Origin of the sequence: Salmonella sp. SAL00672, from assembly GCF_046552175.1 — a bacterium.
GTDB classification, from domain to species: Bacteria; Pseudomonadota; Gammaproteobacteria; order Enterobacterales; family Enterobacteriaceae; genus Salmonella; species Salmonella enterica.
The window spans coordinates 1-21,616 of record NZ_JBGDUQ010000012.1; the positions used below are offsets into that span (position 1 = coordinate 1).

At 54.3% G+C, this 21,616-nt stretch carries 19 protein-coding genes; 11 read left to right on the forward strand and 8 right to left on the reverse strand.

Annotation, left to right across the window (positions count from 1 at the left end; translation table 11 throughout):
• Positions 1-405 precede the first annotated feature (405 nt).
• The 3 genes from clpA to ACLJTG_RS20655 form a co-directional block, all read right to left on the reverse strand.
• Positions 406-2,682, reverse strand: a complete 2,277-nt coding sequence (clpA, locus tag ACLJTG_RS20645) for an ATP-dependent Clp protease ATP-binding subunit ClpA (RefSeq protein WP_000934064.1) — start codon at positions 2,680-2,682, stop codon at positions 406-408.
• Between the two features lie 30 nt (positions 2,683-2,712).
• Complete coding sequence (clpS, locus tag ACLJTG_RS20650; RefSeq protein WP_198898379.1) at positions 2,713-3,033, reverse strand: ATP-dependent Clp protease adapter ClpS; 321 nt, start codon at positions 3,031-3,033, stop codon at positions 2,713-2,715.
• Positions 3,034-3,128: 95 nt separating this feature from the next.
• Positions 3,129-3,206, reverse strand: a complete 78-nt coding sequence (locus ACLJTG_RS20655; RefSeq protein ID WP_212742690.1) for a hypothetical protein — start codon at positions 3,204-3,206, stop codon at positions 3,129-3,131.
• A gap of 150 nt (positions 3,207-3,356) precedes the next feature.
• Here ACLJTG_RS20655 and cspD point away from each other — a divergent pair, with 150 nt between their 5' ends.
• Positions 3,357-3,578: a cold shock-like protein CspD gene (cspD, locus tag ACLJTG_RS20660; protein WP_000447499.1), complete on the forward strand. Its 222-nt coding sequence runs from the start codon at positions 3,357-3,359 to the stop codon at positions 3,576-3,578.
• Positions 3,579-3,707: 129 nt separating this feature from the next.
• On the opposite strand, the gene macB is transcribed toward cspD, so the two are convergent.
• Both macB and macA read right to left on the reverse strand, forming a co-directional pair.
• The gene (gene macB / locus ACLJTG_RS20665) at positions 3,708-5,654 is read right to left on the reverse strand and encodes a macrolide ABC transporter ATP-binding protein/permease MacB (RefSeq protein ID WP_198898380.1); all 1,947 of its coding nucleotides are present in this window, start codon (positions 5,652-5,654) and stop codon (positions 3,708-3,710) included.
• Positions 5,651-6,769: a macrolide transporter subunit MacA gene (gene macA / locus ACLJTG_RS20670; RefSeq protein WP_001201751.1), complete on the reverse strand. Its 1,119-nt coding sequence runs from the start codon at positions 6,767-6,769 to the stop codon at positions 5,651-5,653. Before macA ends, macB begins: the two co-directional genes overlap by 4 nt.
• 145 nt (positions 6,770-6,914) lie before the next feature.
• On the opposite strand from macA, the gene ACLJTG_RS20675 reads away from it, so the two are divergent.
• On the forward strand, positions 6,915-7,865 hold the full coding sequence (locus ACLJTG_RS20675; protein ID WP_001519667.1) for a VirK/YbjX family protein: 951 nt from the start codon (positions 6,915-6,917) through the stop codon (positions 7,863-7,865).
• On the opposite strand, the gene ACLJTG_RS20680 is transcribed toward ACLJTG_RS20675, so the two are convergent.
• On the reverse strand, positions 7,862-9,520 hold the full coding sequence (locus ACLJTG_RS20680; RefSeq protein ID WP_000599770.1) for an ATP-dependent endonuclease: 1,659 nt from the start codon (positions 9,518-9,520) through the stop codon (positions 7,862-7,864). The genes ACLJTG_RS20675 and ACLJTG_RS20680 overlap by 4 nt on opposite strands.
• Positions 9,521-9,720: 200 nt before the next feature.
• Here ACLJTG_RS20680 and ACLJTG_RS20685 point away from each other — a divergent pair, with 200 nt between their 5' ends.
• From ACLJTG_RS20685 to ACLJTG_RS20715, 7 genes are all read left to right on the forward strand, one after another.
• On the forward strand, positions 9,721-10,620 hold the full coding sequence (locus tag ACLJTG_RS20685) for a lysine exporter LysO family protein (RefSeq protein WP_000491119.1): 900 nt from the start codon (positions 9,721-9,723) through the stop codon (positions 10,618-10,620).
• 143 nt (positions 10,621-10,763) lie between these two features.
• Positions 10,764-12,416: a hydroxylamine reductase gene (gene hcp, locus ACLJTG_RS20690; protein WP_000458779.1), complete on the forward strand. Its 1,653-nt coding sequence runs from the start codon at positions 10,764-10,766 to the stop codon at positions 12,414-12,416.
• Positions 12,417-12,427: 11 nt separating this feature from the next.
• The gene (gene hcr / locus ACLJTG_RS20695) at positions 12,428-13,396 is read left to right on the forward strand and encodes an NADH oxidoreductase (protein WP_001670445.1); all 969 of its coding nucleotides are present in this window, start codon (positions 12,428-12,430) and stop codon (positions 13,394-13,396) included.
• A gap of 157 nt (positions 13,397-13,553) precedes the next feature.
• Positions 13,554-15,272, forward strand: coding sequence for a ubiquinone-dependent pyruvate dehydrogenase (poxB, locus tag ACLJTG_RS20700; protein WP_000815309.1), 1,719 nt, complete (start codon positions 13,554-13,556; stop codon positions 15,270-15,272).
• Between the two features lie 38 nt (positions 15,273-15,310).
• Positions 15,311-16,312, forward strand: coding sequence for a low-specificity L-threonine aldolase (gene ltaE, locus ACLJTG_RS20705; RefSeq protein WP_000566347.1), 1,002 nt, complete (start codon positions 15,311-15,313; stop codon positions 16,310-16,312).
• A 10-nt stretch (positions 16,313-16,322) separates the two neighbouring features.
• Positions 16,323-17,756, forward strand: a complete 1,434-nt coding sequence (locus ACLJTG_RS20710) for a DUF2867 domain-containing protein (RefSeq protein ID WP_410959058.1) — start codon at positions 16,323-16,325, stop codon at positions 17,754-17,756.
• A gap of 95 nt (positions 17,757-17,851) precedes the next feature.
• Entirely contained in the window at positions 17,852-18,865 is a 1,014-nt protein-coding gene (locus ACLJTG_RS20715; RefSeq protein WP_000866904.1) for an NAD-dependent epimerase/dehydratase family protein, read from the forward strand.
• Here the strand turns inward: ACLJTG_RS20715 and ACLJTG_RS20720 are convergent.
• Positions 18,862-19,692, reverse strand: coding sequence for an N-acetylmuramoyl-L-alanine amidase (locus ACLJTG_RS20720; RefSeq protein ID WP_410959059.1), 831 nt, complete (start codon positions 19,690-19,692; stop codon positions 18,862-18,864). The genes ACLJTG_RS20715 and ACLJTG_RS20720 overlap by 4 nt on opposite strands.
• A complete protein-coding gene (locus ACLJTG_RS20725; protein WP_001160725.1) occupies positions 19,689-20,012 on the reverse strand; it encodes a heavy metal-binding domain-containing protein in 324 nt (107 codons plus the stop codon). Before ACLJTG_RS20725 ends, ACLJTG_RS20720 begins: the two co-directional genes overlap by 4 nt.
• Positions 20,013-20,139: 127 nt before the next feature.
• Between ACLJTG_RS20725 and ACLJTG_RS20730 the strand changes: the two genes are divergently transcribed.
• Together ACLJTG_RS20730 and artP are read left to right on the forward strand one after the other, a co-directional pair.
• Positions 20,140-20,655, forward strand: coding sequence for a lipoprotein (locus tag ACLJTG_RS20730; protein ID WP_001270724.1), 516 nt, complete (start codon positions 20,140-20,142; stop codon positions 20,653-20,655).
• 229 nt (positions 20,656-20,884) lie between these two features.
• Positions 20,885-21,613, forward strand: coding sequence for an arginine ABC transporter ATP-binding protein ArtP (artP, locus tag ACLJTG_RS20735; protein WP_000027186.1), 729 nt, complete (start codon positions 20,885-20,887; stop codon positions 21,611-21,613).
• The last annotated feature ends 3 nt before the right edge of the window (positions 21,614-21,616 follow it).

Sequence of the window (21,616 nt, forward strand, 5' to 3'; positions counted from 1 at the left end):
AAATACAAAACGCCCGATGATGTTCATCAGGCGTTTTACAGACAAAAAACTGTCAACCTATATCAGGACTAGTCAATGTATCCCCCCAAACCAAGGGGGGATGAGAACCACCGACCGGGGTTCGACAACTGGCGCAGCCAGTTGGACAGACCGGGCGCGCAGCGAACGGGCTGCCCGAAGGGCGAGCGCAGCGAGTCAATCCCCCCCTCACCGCCATATTCAAGTTGAGAGCCTGTACAGAAGTACGGGCTTTTTGCTTATATGTGACCCGTCGATTACCGGATGATGACGCAATTTACAAGCGCCTTGTCCGCCTACCGCGAGCACAACGCCATCAGGCTAACTATTAGCCGGCATAAAAAAACCGGGCGCTAAGGCCCGGTTTGTACGGCAGTGAAACGAAGATTAATGCGCGGCTTCCGGCTTGTGCTTTTGCGCACTCTGGAAGCCATACGTCAACGCATTTTTCTCTTTATCCAGCGCGACGGTGACCTGTCCGCCGTCAACCAGCGATCCAAACAGCAACTCATTGGCCAGCGGTTTTTTCAGGTTATCCTGAATCACACGTGCCATTGGTCGTGCGCCCATCGCCCGGTCATAGCCCTTTTCCGCCAGCCAGTCGCGCGCTTCCTGACTGACTTCCAGGGAGACGCCTTTCTGATCCAACTGAGCCTGCAACTCGACGATAAACTTATCGACAACCTGATGAATCACCTCGCCAGACAGATGATCGAACCAAATAATGTTGTCGAGACGGTTACGGAACTCCGGCGTAAACACTTTCTTGATCTCGCCCATCGCATCGGTACTGTTGTCCTGATGAATAAGACCAATAGATTTACGTTCGGTTTCTCGCACGCCGGCGTTGGTGGTCATCACCAGCACCACGTTGCGGAAATCCGCCTTACGGCCATTGTTATCGGTCAGCGTACCGTTATCCATCACCTGCAGCAGCAGGTTAAAGACATCCGGGTGCGCTTTTTCGATCTCATCCAGCAGCAGCACCGCATGAGGATGCTTAATCACCGCATCCGTCAGCAGCCCGCCCTGGTCGAAACCGACGTATCCCGGAGGCGCGCCGATCAAACGGCTCACCGTATGACGCTCCATATATTCAGACATATCGAAGCGCAACAGCTCAATACCCAGCGCTTTTGAAAGCTGTACCGTAACTTCAGTTTTCCCTACGCCAGTTGGCCCGGCGAACAAGAATGAGCCGACAGGTTTATGCTCATGGCCCAGACCCGCACGACTCATCTTAATAGCTTCGGTCAGCGCCTCAATCGCGTTATCCTGGCCGAAGACCAGCATTTTCAGACGATCGCCCAGGTTCTTCAGCGTATCGCGATCGCTCTGCGAGACGCTCTTTTCAGGAATTCGCGCAATTCGCGCCACTACGGACTCAATATCCGCCACGTTGACCGTTTTCTTACGTTTGCTCACCGGCATCAGACGCGCCCGAGCGCCCGCTTCGTCAATCACGTCAATGGCTTTATCCGGCAGATGGCGGTCATTGATATATTTTACCGCCAGCTCGACCGCCGCACGCACCGCTTTCGCGGTATAACGCACGTCGTGGTGCGCTTCGTACTTAGGTTTCAAGCCGTTGATAATTTGCACCGTCTCTTCCACCGAAGGCTCGGTAATATCAATTTTCTGGAAACGGCGCGCTAATGCGCGGTCTTTCTCAAAAATATTGCTGAATTCCTGATAGGTCGTTGAGCCGATCACCCGGATCTTGCCGCTGGAAAGCAGCGGTTTAATCAGATTTGCCGCATCCACCTGTCCGCCCGACGCCGCGCCAGCGCCGATAATGGTATGGATTTCATCGATAAACAGGATGCTGTTGGTATCCTGCTCAAGCTGTTTCAGCAACGCCTTAAACCGTTTTTCAAAATCACCACGGTATTTGGTGCCCGCCAGCAGCGAACCGATATCCAGAGAGTAAATGGTGCAATCGGCCATCACTTCCGGCACATCGCCCTGCACGATACGCCAGGCCAGCCCTTCGGCAATCGCCGTTTTGCCAACGCCGGATTCCCCCACCAGCAGCGGGTTATTTTTACGGCGACGACACAAGACCTGGATCGCGCGTTCCAGTTCTTTTTCACGACCAATCAGCGGATCGATGCCGCCCACGCGAGCAAGTTGGTTAAGATTCGTCGTGAAGTTTTCCATACGTTCCTCCCCGCCAGCTTGTTCGTCGCCAGTTGGCTGATTGCCGAGATCGGAAGATTGGCTCGGTTCGTCTTTTCGCGTCCCGTGAGAAATAAAGTTCACGATATCCAGACGGCTCACTTCATGCTTACGCAGTAGATAAGCCGCCTGTGATTCCTGTTCGCTAAAGATAGCCACCAGCACATTCGCGCCAGTCACTTCACTACGCCCGGAAGACTGAACATGGAAGACGGCACGTTGCAGGACACGCTGGAAACTTAACGTCGGCTGCGTATCACGCTCTTCTTCACTGGCAGGCAGTACGGGTGTGGTTTGTTCAATGAAGGCTTCGAGTTCCTGACGGAGCGCCACCAGATCCACGGAGCATGCTTCCAGCGCTTCGCGAGCCGATGGGTTGCTGAGCAGCGCCAGCAACAGATGCTCGACGGTCATAAACTCATGACGGTGCTCGCGCGCTCTGGCGAAAGCCATGTTTAAACTGAGTTCCAGTTCTTGATTGAGCATAGGCACCTCCCCCAATTTTTATACCTGCATTCAGGCTTTTTCCAGCGTACACAGCAACGGATGCTCGTTCTCCCTTGCATACTTGTTCACCATCGCCACTTTGGTTTCCGCCACCTCGGCGGTGAACACGCCGCAGATGGCTTTGCCTTGATAGTGAACTGCAAGCATCAATTGCGTTGCACGTTCTACATCATAAGAAAAGAATTTTTGTAACACGTCAATAACAAACTCCATCGGAGTGTAATCATCATTGACTAATATCACTTTATACATAGATGGCGGTTTTAGCGCGTCGCGCACGCTATCTTCCACCAACTGGTCAAAATCCAGCCAATCGTTCGTCTTACTCATTGTCAGTCGTCATTATCGGTTACGGTTGTCGGCAGGAAAATCTGCCGCTGACCAGAGTCTATGCACACAATCAATCTACCTCAATTGATAGATAACTAACATCTATCAGTACCATCCGCGACATCTGTCACATTCCCGGCAATAGCGTTAACTGCTTCAAATTTTTGATTCATTTTTACCCGATCCCCCCTGCCTGATGCTTGACGCCTCGCCTGATTTCTCTAAATTGTAATGTCGAGAGTTGGTGAGGTTTTGAACAGCCCCCACTCCGTCACCGGTTCATTCCATCTTACTTATATAAGATTTACGAAGGATGTCGAAGCATGGAAACGGGTACTGTAAAGTGGTTCAACAATGCCAAAGGGTTTGGTTTCATCTGCCCTGAAGGCGGCGGCGAGGATATTTTCGCCCATTATTCCACCATTCAAATGGATGGTTACAGAACGCTTAAAGCCGGACAGTCTGTCCGGTTTGATGTCCACCAGGGGCCAAAAGGCAATCACGCCAGCGTCATCGTGCCCATCGAAGCAGAGGCCGTTGCATAGCTCCTCTGTCTCATTGTGTACATCCAGGAGGCAAAATGCCAGCCCGATCGGCTGGCATTTTTATTTAACGCCAGTGCCTGATAGCGACACTGTTGCATCTTATCAGGCCGACAAATGACGTCAGCGAGATTACTCCCTTGCCAGCGCATCCACCGGGTCCAGTCGCGCCGCGTTTCTCGCCGGTAGCCAGCCAAACAGTATCCCGGTAAATGTCGAACATAAAAACGCGCTCGCCAGCGCAGTCAGTGAAAAACCGATCTCCCAGCCGGGCAGGAAAAGCTGTAGCATAAATGCGATGAACATCGACAAGCTAATCCCCAGCGCTCCACCAACCAGGCAAACCAGCACCGCTTCAATAAGAAACTGCTGTAGCACATCGCTGGCGCGCGCGCCTACCGCCATACGGATGCCGATTTCACGCGTTCGCTCGGTGACGGAAACCAGCATAATATTCATAACGCCGATGCCGCCGACAACCAGCGAAATGACGGCCACCAGCGTCAGAAATAACTGAAGAGTATAGGTGGTTTTTTCAGCCGTTTTCAGGACGCTGTCCATATTCCAGGTGAAGAAGTCTTTTTTACCGTGGCGTAAGGTGAGCAGGCGGGTAAGCTGCTGTTCAGCCTGATCGCTATCAACGCCATCTTTCACACGAACGGTGATCGAGTTAAGCCATGACTGACCCATTATGCGATCTGACATCGTGCTATAGGGCAACCAAATTTGCAACAGATTGCTATTGCCGTACATGGACGGTTTCTCTTCCGCCACGCCAATAACAATAACCGGCATATTACCCGCCAGCACCACTTCCCCTACGACATTCGCTTTATTTGGAAATAGCTGGCGTCGCGTGTTGGCATCCAGCACCACCACCTGCGCGCGATCCTGTTGCTGTACAGCATTGAAGGTGTTCCCCTCCCTAAAGGACATGCCGTAAACGTTAAAATAATCGCCACTGACGCCATTAGCATTTACGGCAATATCAATATTGCCATAGCGAAGACGTAAGCTCTTTGAAACGCTGGGCGTCGCAGAGTTAACCCACGGCTGTTTCTGAATAGCGACCAGATCGTCATATTTCAGCGCCTGTCGATACTGCGGGTTGTCGTCGCCGAAATCTTTGCCTGGATGAATATCAATCGTGTTAGTGCCCATAGCGCGGATATCCGCCAGTACCATCTGTTTTGCGGCGTCGCCGACCACCACAATCGACACCACCGACGCAATACCGATAATAATTCCCAGCATGGTCAGTAAAGTACGCATTTTGTTAGCGGCCATCGCTAACCACGCCATTGACAGCGCTTCGCGAAAGCTGCTGGCAAATTGCCGCCAGCCGGGAGCCGTATTAACTACGGCAGCGTCAACGCCCTGTTCGCGTTTCTTTTCCTCCGCGGGCGGATTATGGACAATCTTGCCATCGTGAATTTCAATAATCCGCTCCGCCTGGGCGGCAATCAGCGGATCGTGCGTCACAATGATCACCGTATGTCCGCGATCGCGCAGTTGGCGCAAAATTGCCATCACCTCTTCGCCGGAATGGCTATCCAGCGCGCCGGTCGGCTCATCCGCCAGAATCACTTGTCCGCCGTTCATCAGCGCGCGGGCAATACTGACACGCTGCTGCTGTCCGCCAGAAAGCTGTGAAGGTGGGTAATCGACGCGATCGCTTAATCCCAGCCGCAAAAGCAACTCTCTGGCGCGCGCCTGGCGTTTTTTGCGTTCAATGCCGGCGTAGACGGCGGGGATTTCAACATTTTGCGCTGCCGTTAAATGCGACAACAGATGGTAGCGCTGAAAGATAAAGCCAAAATGCTCACGCCGCAGCTGCGCCAGCGCGTCCGGGTCCAGCGTCGAGACGTCCCGCCCCGCCACCCGATAAGTGCCGCTGGTCGGTTTATCCAGGCACCCGAGGATATTCATCAGCGTTGATTTTCCAGAACCGGAAACGCCGACGATCGCCACCATCTCCCCGGCGTGGATTTGCAGGGAGATATCTTTCAACACCGCCACCTGCTCTTCTCCGGAGGGGTAGCTGCGACTCACATTGCGCAGTTCAAGCAATGCCGTCATGGCGTCGCTCCTGGCCTGCTCTCACCGATGATCACCTCATCGCCCGCTTCCAGACCTTTAACCACTTCCACGTCTGTATCGTTACGCTCGCCAATGACCACTTCGCGCTCACGTTTTTCGCCGTTACGCAACAGCGCCACTTTATAACGATTGCCGCCCACCGGTTCGCCAAGCGCGGCGAGAGGAATAATCAGTACATTTTTGACATCCATGAGTTGAATATAAACCTGTGCGGTCATATCAAGACGCAAGATTCTTTTGGGATTCGGCACTTCAAACCGGGCGTAATAAAAAATAGCGTCGTTGATCTTTTCCGGCGTCGGCAGAATATCTTTTAAAACGCCTTCATAGCGCGTTTGCGGATCGCCTGCAATGGTGAACCATGCTTTCTGCCCCGCCCGAAGATGGATCACGTCCGCTTCCGAGACCTGCGCTTTTACCAGCATGGTGCTCATATCCGCCAGCGTCAGAATATTGGGCGCCTGCTGAGCTGCAATCACCGTTTGTCCTTGCAGGGTAGTGATTTGCGTCACTTCCCCCGCCATGGGGGCGACAATACGGGTATATTCCAGGTTGGTTTTCGCGGTGTCCAACGAGGCCCGATTACGTTTGATCTGGGCATCTATGGTGCCAATACGCGCCTGTTTAACCGCCATCTCCGTCGCCGCGGTATCCAGATCCTGTTGCGATACCGCCTGAGTCTTAGCTAACTGCTGCTGGCGCGCCAGCGTAACCCGCGCCAGCTTTAACTCAGCGGCTGCCTGCTGACGCTCCGCGTTCAGCTCCATCAGGGTGGCCTCGACCTCTTTTATCTGGTTCTCCGCCTGATCTGGGTCAATCACGCCGAGTAGCTGATCTTTTTTAACGTTATCGCCAATGGAGACCAGCAGCGTTTTCAACTGGCCGCTCACCTGCGCGCCGACATCCACTTTACGCAACGCGTCCAGTTTTCCAGTCGCCAGTACACTCTGTTCAAGATCGCCTGGCCGCACGATTAATGTCTGATAAGTTGGCAGCGGGGCATTTATCATTCGCCAGCCAGCCATCCCCCCCACTAAAAGAATTAAAATAATGACCAGATAACGCTTTTTAAATTTCTTTCCCTTAGCACGCATAGAAACCCTGACGGCAAAATTTTAACCAGAAAGTAAACCGTATCTAAACAAACCTGACGCAATAAAGATAGCGCCGGCTGTATTGACGATTGGTTAATGTTTCCTGTGGTTCAATCTCGACAATCTTATGTCGCGGATTACGATCATGACACAGCTTACAGATAATACCTGGTACACTTCAGATTACATCTCTCCTTTACAATTATTTATTCGTCTGACGCGCGGGCAATTACAGCCAGGAAAATTCTGGCGTAAAGCCAGCTTTCGTCGCAAGTTTTTAATCCGCTCATTAGTCATGCCGCGTGCGACCAGCCAATTACTGACCAATCTCACCCAATGGCCGGAGTTAAATACGTTACTTGCTCGTCAGCCGCGTTTGCCTATTCGGCTACATCGTCCTTATATGGCTGTAAATATTAAACGCGATTTCGCCTTAGATGCGCTGTGTTTTCATTATCAACAGATGCGCCAACTTTTATCGCGGGAACAACAAGTTAGCTATTTAAGTCAGTATGGCCTGAATCTTGCTAAATTTGAAACTAAAACCGGCGAGTTGTTTCAACTTGATTTAGTCAGTCTGGTCTCACTGGATAAAGAAGGTGAAAGCACTATTGTTGTTCGCGACGCACAGTTACGTATTCTGGCAGAGATCACATTTACCCTGTGTCGCTTTAACCAACAACGCACACTATTTATCGGCGGATTACAGGGCGCGGCAAACGACGTCCCTCACGAAATTATCCAGCAGGCGACCAAAGCCTGCCATGGTCTTTTTCCCAAACGCATCGTGATGGAGGCTCTCTGTCAGTTTGCGCAAGTCTTTCAGGCAGAAAAGATTATAGCCGTGAGTAACGATGCGCACGTTTATCGTAGCTGGCGATACATGGATAAAAAGACGCAAATGCATGCCGACTATGACGCGTTTTGGGAATCGTTAGGCGGTGAAAGAATTAAAGGGAATTACTATACGCTGCCGCTGGCGATCGCCCGAAAAAGCGAAGCGGAGATCGCCAGTAAAAAACGGGCCGAGTATCGCCGCCGCTATGCGTTACTCGATAGCGTCGTCGAACAGGTTCCGGCCACATTCAAACGTTAATCCGCCCGGCCCCGCGCCAGCCAAACCACGCGCGAGAACATCTTTCTGAACAGCGGCGGCACGGCGTCAATTCCCCGCCGCCCGGCTTCCATCGCGACTTCAATCGCCAAATCCGGCTTTGACGAGCGGTGGATAGCTTTAGTGATAATTTTCCGGGTATTCATCGGCACATTAGGCGGAAGCTGCGCAACCCGGTGAAAAACATCGGCAAAGCCCTGACGATACATAAAATGTTCCATATCCAGCGCAGGCAGCGCCGTGAGATGTTCGCGTTCTTCTTCCCGATCGTTATTAAGCAGACTGCGGACCGTCGCGGCATATTTTTTCCCCGCTTCGTCGCCATCCACCAGGACATGCCACTCGATTCCCATACGGCGGGCGAACTTCACCAGCGGTTTCAGGCCAGACTGAGCAAACTCAATGACTTTAATGCCCTCCGCATCAAAATGATGTCCACACTGACGCGCCAGCTCATTAATAACCCAGGTTTCCGTCTCGCCTTCCACCAGTAGCCAGCAACGCGCAAACAGCGACGACGCGCGATTAAAGCGGATATGAAAGGCGATGCGCCGTCCATCTTCCGCGCTTAACCCGCCCGGGCCCAGACGCCAGGCGGCGACGCGGGAAGATTCGCGCACCAGCCGTACGACATGTTCCACCGGCGTTAGCGAAAGCAGTTCGCCTGAGTTGGTTGTCGCTATCCGCTGTAGCGGTAACAGATTGAGCAATTGCCAGGCGACTGAAAGCATAATGGGATGTAAACGGGTTTCCGGATCTTCCACCAGCAGTAATGGTCGCGCGTCTTTATGTAATCGCAGCGTCCCTTTCGCCTGTAACAGCGTGGAGAAAAGCCCCAGCAGGATCACCCGATGCGACCGGCTGCCCGGTTTGTCGATCATCCGATTAATAATATCCAGATAGCGCCAGCTACGCTGCTCATTTTGCGAACGTCGGCGCATGAGTCGGTGACGCGCCTGTCCTGCGCCCTGCTCTGAGAAATAGTGTTCAAGCAGTTGCACCATCGCGGACAGTCCCTGGCGAATCTGCCCGTCGGTTAAATTTTGCGGCCGGGTCGCCAGCTCACGCGCCAGAAAATCCAGCTGTCGGGCCGTGACTTCAACATCCGGCACATTGGGCACCGTACCGTTGCGAATACGTCGCATAAAGCGCGCATCGCGCAAACGTAGCACTGGCATCAGACGAACCAGGTGGCGCACCTGATCGTTAATATTTTCCACCGGCAATGGCTGCCCATCGCTATTGAGAAAACTGCGCAGCGTCATCACGCTGCCATCGGCGCCGCATTCGCCCTCTAGCCGATAAAAAATACGGTGAAAATCATCCTCGCAAGGCGACCAGCATGCTTCCAGCGCCCGATAACGACGTACCCGATGCCGCCCTGGCTGCGTTTCGCGAAAAGTCAGAATAATATGCAGGTGATGCTCGCGTCCTTTTATGTCGCCAGGCGGAAACCAGAAATCCTCACGGACAAAATGGTAGAGATCGAGTTCCGGCGACAATAACAGAGTCAGCGCATCCAGCAGGCTGGATTTGCCCCAGGCGTTTTCCCCAATCAGCACGTTGTTTTGCTCCAGCATCAACGATAGTCGGTTGATACCGCGAAATCCTACTATTTCAACGCGTTCGAGAATCATGCTTCCTCCAGAAAAACGTCACCACTCCATTAAACTCACCGCAGTATAACGGCAAATGCTTCCGGCTGGCGTGATATTCCCCCCTTTGCCTGGGGCAACTGTCTGATAAATGTACGGCTGACGGTGTCACTTTACTGATAGTCTGGAATTCGGTAGTGTCATGTGCGCTATTCAAACAATAAAAAAGGGCCCGGCTGTTCATGTTTTCAGGACTTTTAATCATTCTGGTTCCACTGATTGTGGGCTATCTCATTCCACTGCGACATAAAGCCGCATTACAACTCATTAACCGGCTACTGAGCTGGATCGTGTACCTTATTCTCTTTTTTATGGGAATAAGTCTGGCGTTTTTGGATAACCTCGCCAGTAATCTGGTGGCGATTTTTCATTATTCCGCCGTCAGTATTACGATTATTTTATTGTGTAATATCGCCGCCTTATTGTGGCTGGAACGTATCCTCCCGTGGCGTCACCATCATCAGCAGGAAAAACTGCCTTCGCGTATTGCCATGGCGCTGGAGTCGCTGCAACTGTGCGGCGTAGTGGTATTGGGGTTTGTCATCGGCCTGAGCGGACTCTCTGTTTTACAGCACGCCACCGAAGCCAGTGAATATACGCTGATCTTTTTATTGTTCCTGGTGGGGATTCAGCTACGAAATAGCGGCATGACCTTAAAGCAAATTGTGCTTAACCGCCGGGGAATGATGGTCGCGGTCGTTGTCGTGGCAAGCTCATTACTGGGCGGCGTGATTAATGCGTTTATCCTGGACTTACCGCTAAAAACCGCCATGGCGATGGCGTCAGGTTTCGGCTGGTACTCTCTTTCCGGTATTTTGCTGACGGAGTCGTTTGGACCGGTTATCGGCAGCGCGGCATTTTTTAACGATCTGGCCCGCGAGCTCTTAGCCATTATGCTTATTCCCGGCCTGGTTCGCCGCAGCCGCTCAACGGCGTTGGGCCTGTGCGGAGCGACCTCAATGGACTTTACGTTGCCGGTATTACAGCGCTCCGGCGGCGTAGAGATTGTTCCGGCGGCTATCGTACATGGCTTTATCCTCAGCCTGCTGGTACCCCTCTTAATGGCGTTCTTCTCGGCCTGATACCTCTTTGGCGGTAGGCATCTGCCGCCAAAATTGCGCTAAATCAATCTCCTTGCACATTATGGCAGAAATCCCTTTTATCCCTTTGTTCACAGGCATAATCTTAAACATGTATATTAAATATAACTTTAAAAGGTGTGACCATGTTTTGTGTGCAATGTGAACAAACCATCCGTACACCAGCCGGAAACGGCTGCTCCTACGCGCAGGGAATGTGCGGTAAAACGGCTGAAACGTCCGATCTGCAGGATCTGCTAATTGCGGCTTTGCAAGGTTTGTCTGCCTGGGCGGTGAAGGCCCGTGAATATGGCATCATTAATCACGACGTTGATAACTTTGCGCCGCGCGCGTTTTTCTCCACGCTGACCAACGTTAACTTCGACTCTCCGCGTATCGTCGGCTACGCCCGTGAAGCGATTGCCTTGCGTGAAGCGTTGAAAGCGCAGTGCCTGAGCGTGGATGCCAATGCGCATTGCGACAATCCGATGGCCGATCTGCAACTGGTTAGCGACGATCTGGGCGAACTGCAACGTCAGGCGGCGGAATTTACCCCGAATAAAGACAAAGCCGCCATTGGCGAGAACATCCTCGGCCTGCGTCTGCTGTGCCTGTACGGTCTGAAAGGCGCGGCAGCGTATATGGAGCACGCGCACGTTCTCGGTCAATACGACAACGACATTTACGCCCAGTACCACAAAATCATGGCCTGGCTCGGCACCTGGCCTGCTGATATGAACGCGCTGCTGGAGTGCGCAATGGAAATCGGCCAGATGAACTTCAAAGTGATGAGCATTCTGGATGCCGGTGAAACCACCAAATACGGTCACCCAACGCCGACTCAGGTCAACGTCAAAGCGACTGAAGGCAAGTGCATTCTGATCTCCGGTCACGATCTGAAAGATCTCTACAACCTGCTGGCGCAGACCGAAGGCACCGGCGTTAACGTCTACACTCACGGTGAAATGCTGCCCGCACATGGCTATCCGGAACTGCGTAAATTCAAGCATCTGGTCGGTAACTACGGCAGCGGCTGGCAGAATCAGCAGGTCGAATTCGCCCGCTTCCCTGGCCCAATCGTGATGACCTCTAACTGCATTATCGACCCGACCGTGGGCAGCTATGACGACCGTATCTGGACCCGTAGCATCGTCGGCTGGCCGGGCGTTAGCCATCTTGAAGGCGATGACTTCGGGCCGGTCATTGCCCAGGCGCAGCAGATGGCGGGCTTCCCGTACAGCGAAATTCCGCATCTTATCACCGTCGGTTTTGGCCGTCAGACCCTGCTCGGCGCTGCCGATACGCTCATCGATCTGGTCAGTCGTGAAAAACTGCGCCACATCTTCCTGGTCGGCGGCTGTGACGGCGCGCGCGGCGAGCGTAACTACTTTACCGATTTCGCCACCAGCGTGCCGGATGACTGCCTGATCCTGACTCTGGCGTGCGGTAAATACCGTTTCAACAAACTGGAGTTCGGCGACATCGAAGGGCTGCCGCGTCTGGTCGATGCCGGTCAGTGTAATGATGCTTACTCCGCGATTATCCTGGCGGTGACGCTGGCGGAAAAACTGGGCTGCGGCGTCAACGATCTGCCGCTATCGCTGGTGCTCTCCTGGTTTGAGCAGAAAGCGATCGTGATTCTGCTGACGCTGCTGTCATTAGGCGTGAAAAATATTGTCACCGGGCCGACCGCGCCGGGCTTCTTCACGCCGGATCTGCTGGCTATCCTCAACGAGAAGTTCGGTCTGCGTTCCGTGACCACCGTTGAAGAAGACATGAAGCAATTGCTGAGCGCGTAAGGAGGTCAATGATGACGATGCCAACCTCACAGTGCCCCTGGCGAATGCAGGTGCATCACATCCGTCAGGAGACGCCGGATGTATGGACAATTGCGCTATTATGCCATGACTACTACCCTTACCGCGCCGGGCAGTATGCGCTGGTGAGCGTGCGCAATTCAGCGGAAACGCTGCGCGCCTACACCCTTTCGTCTACGCCGGGCGTCAGTGAATATATTACGCTGACCGTTCGTCGGATTGACGATGGCACGGGTTCGCAGTGGTTGACCCATGACATCAAGCGCGGCGATTACATCTGGCTGTCTGATGCAATGGGCGATTTTACCTGTGACGATAAAACAGAAGATAAGTTTCTGCTGCTCGCCGCCGGTTGTGGCGTAACGCCAATCATGTCGATGCGTCGCTGGCTGGCGAAATACCGCCCGCAGGCCGACGTGCAGGTCATCTTTAACGTCCGTTCGCCGGATGATGTGATTTTTGCCGACGAGTGGCGACAGTATCCGGTCACGCTAGTGGCGGAAAATCATGCCACGGAAGGTTTTGTCGCGGGCCGTCTGACCACGGAATTGTTACAGAGCGTACCGGATTTGGCATCGCGCACCATCATGACCTGCGGCCCGGCGCCCTATATGGATTTCGTCGAACAGGGAGTGAAAGCGCTTGGCGTAACGCGCTTCTTTAAAGAGAAGTTCTTCACGCCGGTGGCGGAAACGGCAACCAGCGGCCTGAAATTCACCAAGCTACAGCCAGCGCAGGAATTTTATGCCCCGATCGGTACGACGCTGCTGGAGGCGCTGGAGAGTAATAAAGTACCGGTTGCCGCTGCCTGTCGGGCAGGTGTTTGCGGCTGCTGTAAAACCAAAGTCGTTTCCGGCGACTATACGGTGAGCAGCACCATGACGCTGAGCGAGGCGGAGATTGCCGAAGGTTACGTACTGGCCTGCTCCTGCCATCCGCAGGGCGATCTTGTTCTCGCATAATCGGTAAACGCTCCATTATAGGCCCGGTAAGCGCTAGCGCCACCGGGCGATTTACCACTCGCTTCATCCTTTCGCCCCTCTCTCCGCCAAAGAAAAACGTCATCGTCATCTTCAACTAAACTTGTAACCGTTATCACATTTAAGGAGATGGAGAACCATGAAACAAACCGTTGCTGCTTTTATCGCCAAAACGCTGGAACAGGCTGGCGTAAAACAAATCTGGGGCGTCACTGGCGACTCCCTGAACGGCCTGAGCGATAGTCTTAATCGTATGGGAACCATTGAATGGATGCCAACCCGCCACGAAGAGGTCGCCGCTTTCGCCGCCGGCGCACAAGCGCAGCTTACCGGCGAGCTGGCAGTGTGCGCCGGTTCATGTGGACCGGGCAACCTGCACCTGATCAATGGCCTGTTTGATTGCCACCGTAACCACGTCCCTGTTCTGGCGATCGCCGCCCATATTCCGTCCAGTGAAATCGGCAGCGGTTATTTCCAGGAGACCCACCCGCAGGAGTTGTTCCGTGAATGCAGCCACTATTGCGAGTTGGTTTCCAGCCCGGAGCAGATCCCGCAGGTACTCGCCATCGCCATGCGCAAAGCGGTGCTAAACCGCGGCGTCTCCGTGGTCGTACTTCCGGGTGACGTGGCGCTGAAACCTGCGCCTGAAAACGCCGTCACTCATTGGTACCATGCCCCGCACCCCGTCGTCACGCCGGCGGAGGAAGAGCTGAAAAAACTGGCGCAACTGCTGCGCTACTCCAGCAATATCGCATTGATGTGCGGTAGCGGCTGCGCGGGCGCGCATGAGGAGTTGGTCGCGTTGGCGGCAAAACTAAAAGCGCCAATCGTTCATGCCCTGCGCGGCAAAGAGCACGTTGAGTACGATAACCCTTATGATGTGGGAATGACCGGCCTGATTGGCTTTTCTTCTGGCTTCCACACCATGATGAACGCCGATACGCTGATCCTGCTCGGCACCCAGTTCCCCTACCGCGCCTTTTATCCGAGCGATGCCAAAATCATTCAGATTGACATCAACCCGGGCAGTATTGGCGCGCACAGCAAAGTCGACATGGCGCTGGTGGGCGATATTAAAGCCACGCTTCGCGCCCTGCTGCCGCTGGTGGAAGAAAAAAGCAATCGTAAATTCCTCGATAAAGCTCTGGAGCACTATCGGGACGCCCGTAAGGGACTTGATGACTTAGCCAAACTCAGCGATAAAGCCATCCATCCACAATATCTGGCGCAACAAATTAGCCATTTCGCCGCTGACGACGCTATTTTTACCTGCGATGTCGGCACGCCGACCGTCTGGGCGGCCCGCTATCTAAAAATGAACGGCAAGCGCCGCCTGCTGGGCTCGTTTAACCACGGGTCAATGGCCAACGCCATGCCACAGGCGCTCGGCGCTCAGGCCACCGCGCCGGGTCGGCAGGTTATCGCGATGTGCGGTGATGGCGGCTTCAGTATGCTGATGGGCGATTTTCTCTCGGTGGTACAAATGAAGCTGCCGATAAAAATCGTCGTCTTTAATAACAGCGTGCTGGGCTTTGTGGCGATGGAAATGAAAGCCGGCGGCTACCTTACCGACGGTACCGAACTGCACGACACCAATTTCGCGCGTATCGCCGAAGCCTGCGGCATTACCGGTATTCGCGTGGAAAAAGCCGCAGACGTGGACGGTGCGCTACAGCGCGCGTTTTCCATTGACGGCCCGGTACTGGTTGACGTGGTCGTGGCAAAAGAAGAGCTGGCGATCCCGCCGCAGATCAAACTGGAACAAGCGAAAGGCTTTAGCCTGTACATGCTACGCGCCATTATTAGCGGCCGCGGCGATGAAGTGATCGAACTGGCGAAAACGAACTGGCTAAGGTAAAACAGTGCACATCACCTTTTAAAATCCAGGGATGTGCCATGATTGATTTACGCAGTGATACCGTTACCCGACCGGGCCGCGCCATGCTCGAGGCGATGATGACCGCCCCGGTCGGGGACGACGTATACGGCGATGACCCTACTGTTAACGCCCTTCAGCGCTACGCCGCCGACCTTTCCGGTAAAGAAGCGGCGCTTTTTTTACCCACCGGCACCCAGGCCAATCTGGTCGCGCTGCTTAGCCATTGTGAACGCGGCGAAGAGTATATCGTCGGTCAGGGCGCGCATAATTATCTCTATGAAGCTGGCGGCGCGGCGGTGCTCGGCAGCATTCAGCCGCAGCCCATCGACGCCGCCGCGGACGGTACGCTGCCGCTGGAGAACGTGGCGGCGAAGATTAAAGCGGATGACATCCACTTCGCGCGTACGCGCTTGCTCAGTCTGGAAAATACGCATAACGGGAAAGTGCTGCCGCGCGCGTATCTGAAAGACGCCTGGACGTTTACCCGCGAACGTGGGCTGGCGCTGCACGTTGACGGCGCCCGAATTTTTAACGCGGTGGTTGCCTACGGCTGTGAGTTAAAAGAGATTACGCAGTATTGCGACTCTTTTACCATCTGCCTGTCAAAAGGTCTCGGAACGCCGGTCGGTTCGCTGCTGGTCGGTAACCGCGACTACATTAAACGCGCGACGCGCTGGCGTAAAATGGTCGGCGGCGGAATGCGTCAGGCCGGGATTCTGGCAGCGGCCGGACTGTATGCGCTGAAGCATAACGTGGCGCGTCTGCAAGAGGATCATGATAACGCCGCCTGGCTGGCGCAGCAGCTTCGGGAAGCGGGCGCGGAGGTCATGCGCCACGAAACGAATATGCTGTTTGTTCGCGTTGGCGAAGCACAGGCCGCCGCGCTTGGCGACTATTTGCGGGAACGGAATATCCTGATTAACGCCGCGCCGATTGTGCGTCTGGTGACGCATCTGGATGTCTCTCGCGAACAGCTTACCGACGTCGTCGCCCACTGGCGCGCCTTTTTAGCCCGCTAAGGAGAGCAACGTGGCGCAACGCATTCTGGTTCTCGGCGCCAGCGGCTATATCGGCCAGCACCTGGTCTTTGCGCTAAGTCAGCAAGGGCATCATGTGCGAGCGGCGGCGCGACGCATCGAACGTCTGGAAAAACAGCGCCTCGCCAACGTCAGTTGTCATAAGGTCGATCTGCACTGGCCGGAAAATTTACCCGCGCTGCTTCGCGACATTGATACCGTTTACTATCTGGTACACGGCATGGGCGAAGGCGGCGATTTTATCGCCCATGAGCGTCAGGCGGCGCTCAACGTGCGCGACGCGCTGCGCCAGACGCCGGTTAAACAACTTATTTTCCTCAGTTCATTGCAGGCGCCGACGCATGAGCAATCCGATCACCTGCGCGCCCGCCAGCTTACGGCTGACACGCTGCGCGACGCAGGCGTACCGGTGACGGAATTACGCGCCGGGATCATCGTCGGCGCAGGCTCCGCCGCCTTCGAAGTCATGCGCGACATGGTTTACAACCTGCCAATACTCACGCCGCCGCGCTGGGTGCGTTCGCGCACCACGCCCATCGCCCTGGAAAATTTACTCTACTACCTGGTCGGCTTACTGGAGCACCCTGCGCACGAGCATCGTATTCTGGAAGCCGCCGGGCCGCAGGTATTAAGTTATCAGCAGCAGTTTGAACGTTTTATGGCCGTCAGCGGTAAACGGCGTCCGCTGATCCCGGTGCCTTTTCCGACCCGCTGGATTTCGGTCTGGTTTTTAAACGTCATTACCTCCGTGCCGCCAACTACCGCAAAAGCGTTAATCCAGGGATTAAGGCACGATTTGCTGGCCGATGACGCCGCGTTAAAAAAGTTGATCCCCCAAACGCTTATCACCTTTGATGACGCCGTTCGCCGCACGCTGAAAGAAGAAGAAAAACTGGTGAACTCCAGCGACTGGGGCTACGACGCGCTGGCCTTCGCCCGCTGGCGTCCCGAATACGGCTATTTTCCAAAGCAGGCGGGCTTTACCGCGCAGACCCCGGCCAGCCTATCGGCGCTATGGCAGGTCGTAAATCGGCTGGGTGGCAAAGAGGGCTATTTTTTCGGCAATATTTTGTGGCAGACGCGCGCCGCGATGGACCGTCTGGTGGGGCATAAACTGGCGAAAGGCCGCCCGTCGCATACCTTGCTCAAGCCTGGCGATACGGTAGATAGCTGGAAAGTGATCATTGTCGAACCAGAAAAACAGCTCACGCTCTTGTTTGGCATGAAAGCGCCGGGCCTGGGGCAGCTTAGCTTCACGCTGCACGATAAAGGCCGCTACCGCGAAATTGACGTGCGCGCCTGGTGGCATCCACACGGAATGCCGGGCCTGATTTACTGGCTACTGATGATCCCGGCGCACCTGTTTATTTTCCGGGGAATGGCAAGGCGTATTGCCCGACTTGCAGAACAAATCACAGAAAAATGAGAAAAAGTTGCTGTATTCTTTCGTGTTTCCCATTGCATACCGACGTAATTCACGGAAGAATGCGCACGACGGTTTATTAAACACAGTGGATTGATATGAAGGTACTGGTTACCGGCGCCACCAGCGGCTTAGGTCGAAACGCGGTTGAATTTTTGCGCAATAAAGGCATCAGCGTCAGAGCGACGGGTCGCAATGAAGCGATGGGCAAGCTGCTTGAAAAAATGGGCGCGGAATTCGTCCATGCGGATTTAACCGAACTGGTCTCCTCGCAGGCTAAAGTGATGCTTGCCGGGATCGACACGTTGTGGCACTGCTCCAGCTTTACCTCGCCCTGGGGAACCCAACAGGCTTTCGATCTGGCGAATGTTCGCGCCACCCGCCGTCTGGGAGAATGGGCGGTCGCCTGGGGCGTGCGCAATTTTATTCATATCTCCTCTCCCTCGCTCTATTTTGATTACCACCATCACCGTGATATCAAAGAAGATTTCCGTCCGCATCGGTTTGCCAATGAGTTCGCCCGCAGCAAAGCCGCTGGCGAAGAGGTGATTAATCTGTTGGCGCAGGCCAATCCGCAAACACGTTTTACGGTATTGCGTCCGCAAAGCCTGTTTGGCCCGCACGATAAAGTATTTATCCCACGTCTGGCGCATATGATGCACCATTACGGTAGCGTCTTATTACCGCACGGGGGCAGCGCGCTGGTCGATATGACCTACTATGAAAATGCGATCCACGCCATGTGGCTGGCCAGCCAGCCGGGCTGCGATCATCTGCCTTCTGGCCGCGCTTATAACATCACTAACGGCGAAAACCGTACCTTACGCAGCATCGTACAAAAGTTAATTGATGAACTGACTATCGACTGCCGCATTCGCTCTGTGCCTTACCCGATGCTGGATATGATCGCCCGCAGTATGGAGCGCTTCGGCAAAAAATCCGCCAAAGAGCCCCCGCTAACGCATTACGGCGTGTCAAAACTGAATTTTGATTTTACGCTCGATACGACTCGCGCGCAGGACGAGCTGGGCTACCAGCCCATCGTCACGCTGGACGAAGGCATTGAGCGCACCGCCGCCTGGCTGCGCGATCACGGAAATTTACCGCGTTAATCCTGGCCGTACTTCTCCAGTAATGCTTCGGCAATCGCCTGCGTTTCGGCATCTGCGATACCGTTCCATTGCGCCGGACGGAAGTGCATCTGGAACGCCATAATCACCCGCTGCTGCTCGCGCGCCGTCATATCGGCTTTGACTTCATAGCCATAGCGCGAGAGTAACGCAAGCACCGTTGCGGTATCGACTGGCGTATACGGCGCGCGTCCAGCCAGATAAAACGCCACACGCTGGGCGTCAGGCCAGGCGCCAATCCCCTGCGCCGCCAGCTCGCGCCACGAGAAGCGCGGGCCGGGATCGTCTTTACGCTGCGGCGCGATATCCGCATGGGCCACCACATTCTGCGGTTTGATGTCATAGCGCGCGATAATGTCCTTCGCTAACGGAATCAATGCCTGAATTTGCGCGGATTCAAACGGCGCGAAAGATTTCACCCCGCCGGACATTCGCCAGCCGCGATTTTCCAGCTCAATGCCAATAGACGTATCATTGAGACGCGTGGCGCCTCGCCAGAAACTGACGCCCGCATGCCAGGCCTGATCCTGTTCCGGCACCAGTTGCCAGATGCGCGGTTTACCGCCATATAATGGCGGGGTTGCGGGAATCAGGTAATGCGAACTGACGTTGCGGCCCGTTAACGTCGCCAGCGAAACGTCAAAGTTTTCCGCCGTATAGTGAATCACCAGGACTTTAATGCGCGGATAGGCCGCCTGCGCCCGATGTCGGGTATCAAGCTGATATCCCTCTTTATCGATAATTCCTTTTTCGCTCGCGCAGCCTGTTAACAGCAACGCGAGACCCACCAGCCACAGTAGCGCTTTCATCGGCGCGTTTTCACCGCCGTTCCGCTGACGCTGACCATCAGCATACTGCCATCCTTGCCGACAGTTTCGTAATCAATATCGATGCCTACCACCGCATCGGCGCCCAACGCTTTAGCCTGCTCGCCAAGTTCCTGAAAAGCGATTTCACGCGCTTTACGCAGCTCTTTCTCATACGCGCCGGAACGTCCGCCGACGATATCCCGAATGCCGGCGAAAAAATCGCGGAAAATATTGGCGCCTAAAATGGCTTCGCCCGTCACCACACCGCAATACTCCACGATGCTTTGTCCTTCCAGCGTTGGGGTTGTTGAAAACTGCATAGTGAATCTCCCGGGTTAGCTAAGCACACGATCTCAAACGCATTATCAAGCTGATACGCTATCATTGAAAGGATATAATTGATTATCGTAGATCGGTTTTTGCTCGATCGCCTATAAGGAAATCATCATGCGCTATTCTAAACTCTCTTTGCTCATCCCGTGCGCGCTTCTGCTTAGCGCCTGTACGACCGTCACTCCCGCCTACAAAGATAATGGCCCGCGTATCGGCGCGTGTGTGGAAGGCGGCCCGGACAGCGTGGCTCAACAATTTTACGACTACCGTATTCAACACCACAGCAATGATATCGCCGCGCTTCGCCCCTACTTGAGTGATAACCTGGCGAAATTGTTGACCGACGCCAGCCGCGATACGGAGCACCGCCAGTTGATGAGCGGCGATCTGTTCTCCAGCCGCGCTACGCTGCCGGATAGCGCCAACGTCGCCAGCGCATCAACCATTCCGAACCGAGATGCGCGCAACATTCCTCTGCGGGTAGCGTTAAAACAGGGCGATCAAAGCTGGCAGGATGAAGTGCTTATGATTCACGAAGGCTCATGCTGGGTGATTGACGACGTTCGCTATCTGGGCGGAGATGTCCATGCCCCTGCCGGTACGCTGCGCCAGTCAATAGAAAACCGTTAACAGCCAGTATTCCCCCGCTTTTGCACCCATAACCCCGTAAATTGTCTGGCATTCTGCCCGGGATGCCGACAATTCTTCTTACCTACTATTCCTCCTGCTATTTTGTGCTATGTTTAGGGAAGAATGTGGGATATATTTAACTTTTAACGCATAAATATTGCATAACTATTCTGCGAAAGGTACTATCTGCGGCTTCAATAGCTATCAGACTGCCTGTATACGAGTGTCAATGAGTATTCAATTAAACGGCATTAATTGCTTTTACGGCGCGCATCAGGCGCTGTTCGATATCACGCTGGATTGCCCCGAAGGCGAAACGCTGGTGTTGCTTGGCCCAAGCGGGGCGGGTAAAAGTTCGCTGCTGCGTGTACTCAATCTGCTTGAGATGCCGCGCTCCGGCACTCTGACTATCGCCGGGAACCATTTTGACTTTACGAAAACGCCGTCCGATAAGGCGATTCGTGAGCTACGTCAAAATGTCGGAATGGTCTTTCAGCAATATAATCTTTGGCCGCATCTCACCGTTGTGCAGAATCTGATTGAAGCGCCCTGCCGCGTACTGGGTCTGACAAAAGATCAGGCGCTGGCGCGCGCAGAAAAGCTGCTGGAGCGTCTACGTCTGAAGCCCTATAGCGATCGTTATCCGTTGCACCTTTCCGGCGGTCAGCAGCAGCGCGTCGCGATTGCCCGCGCGCTGATGATGGAGCCGCAGGTGCTGCTGTTTGATGAACCGACCGCCGCGCTGGACCCGGAAATTACCGCTCAAATCGTCAGCATTATTCATGAGCTGGCGGAAACGAACATTACTCAGGTGATCGTTACGCATGAAGTCGAAGTGGCGCGTAAGACCGCCAGTCGTGTGATTTATATGGAAAATGGTCACATCGTCGAGCACGGTGATGCGGGTTGCTTTGCCCACCCTCAGACCGAAGCGTTCAAAAACTATCTCTCTCACTAAGAT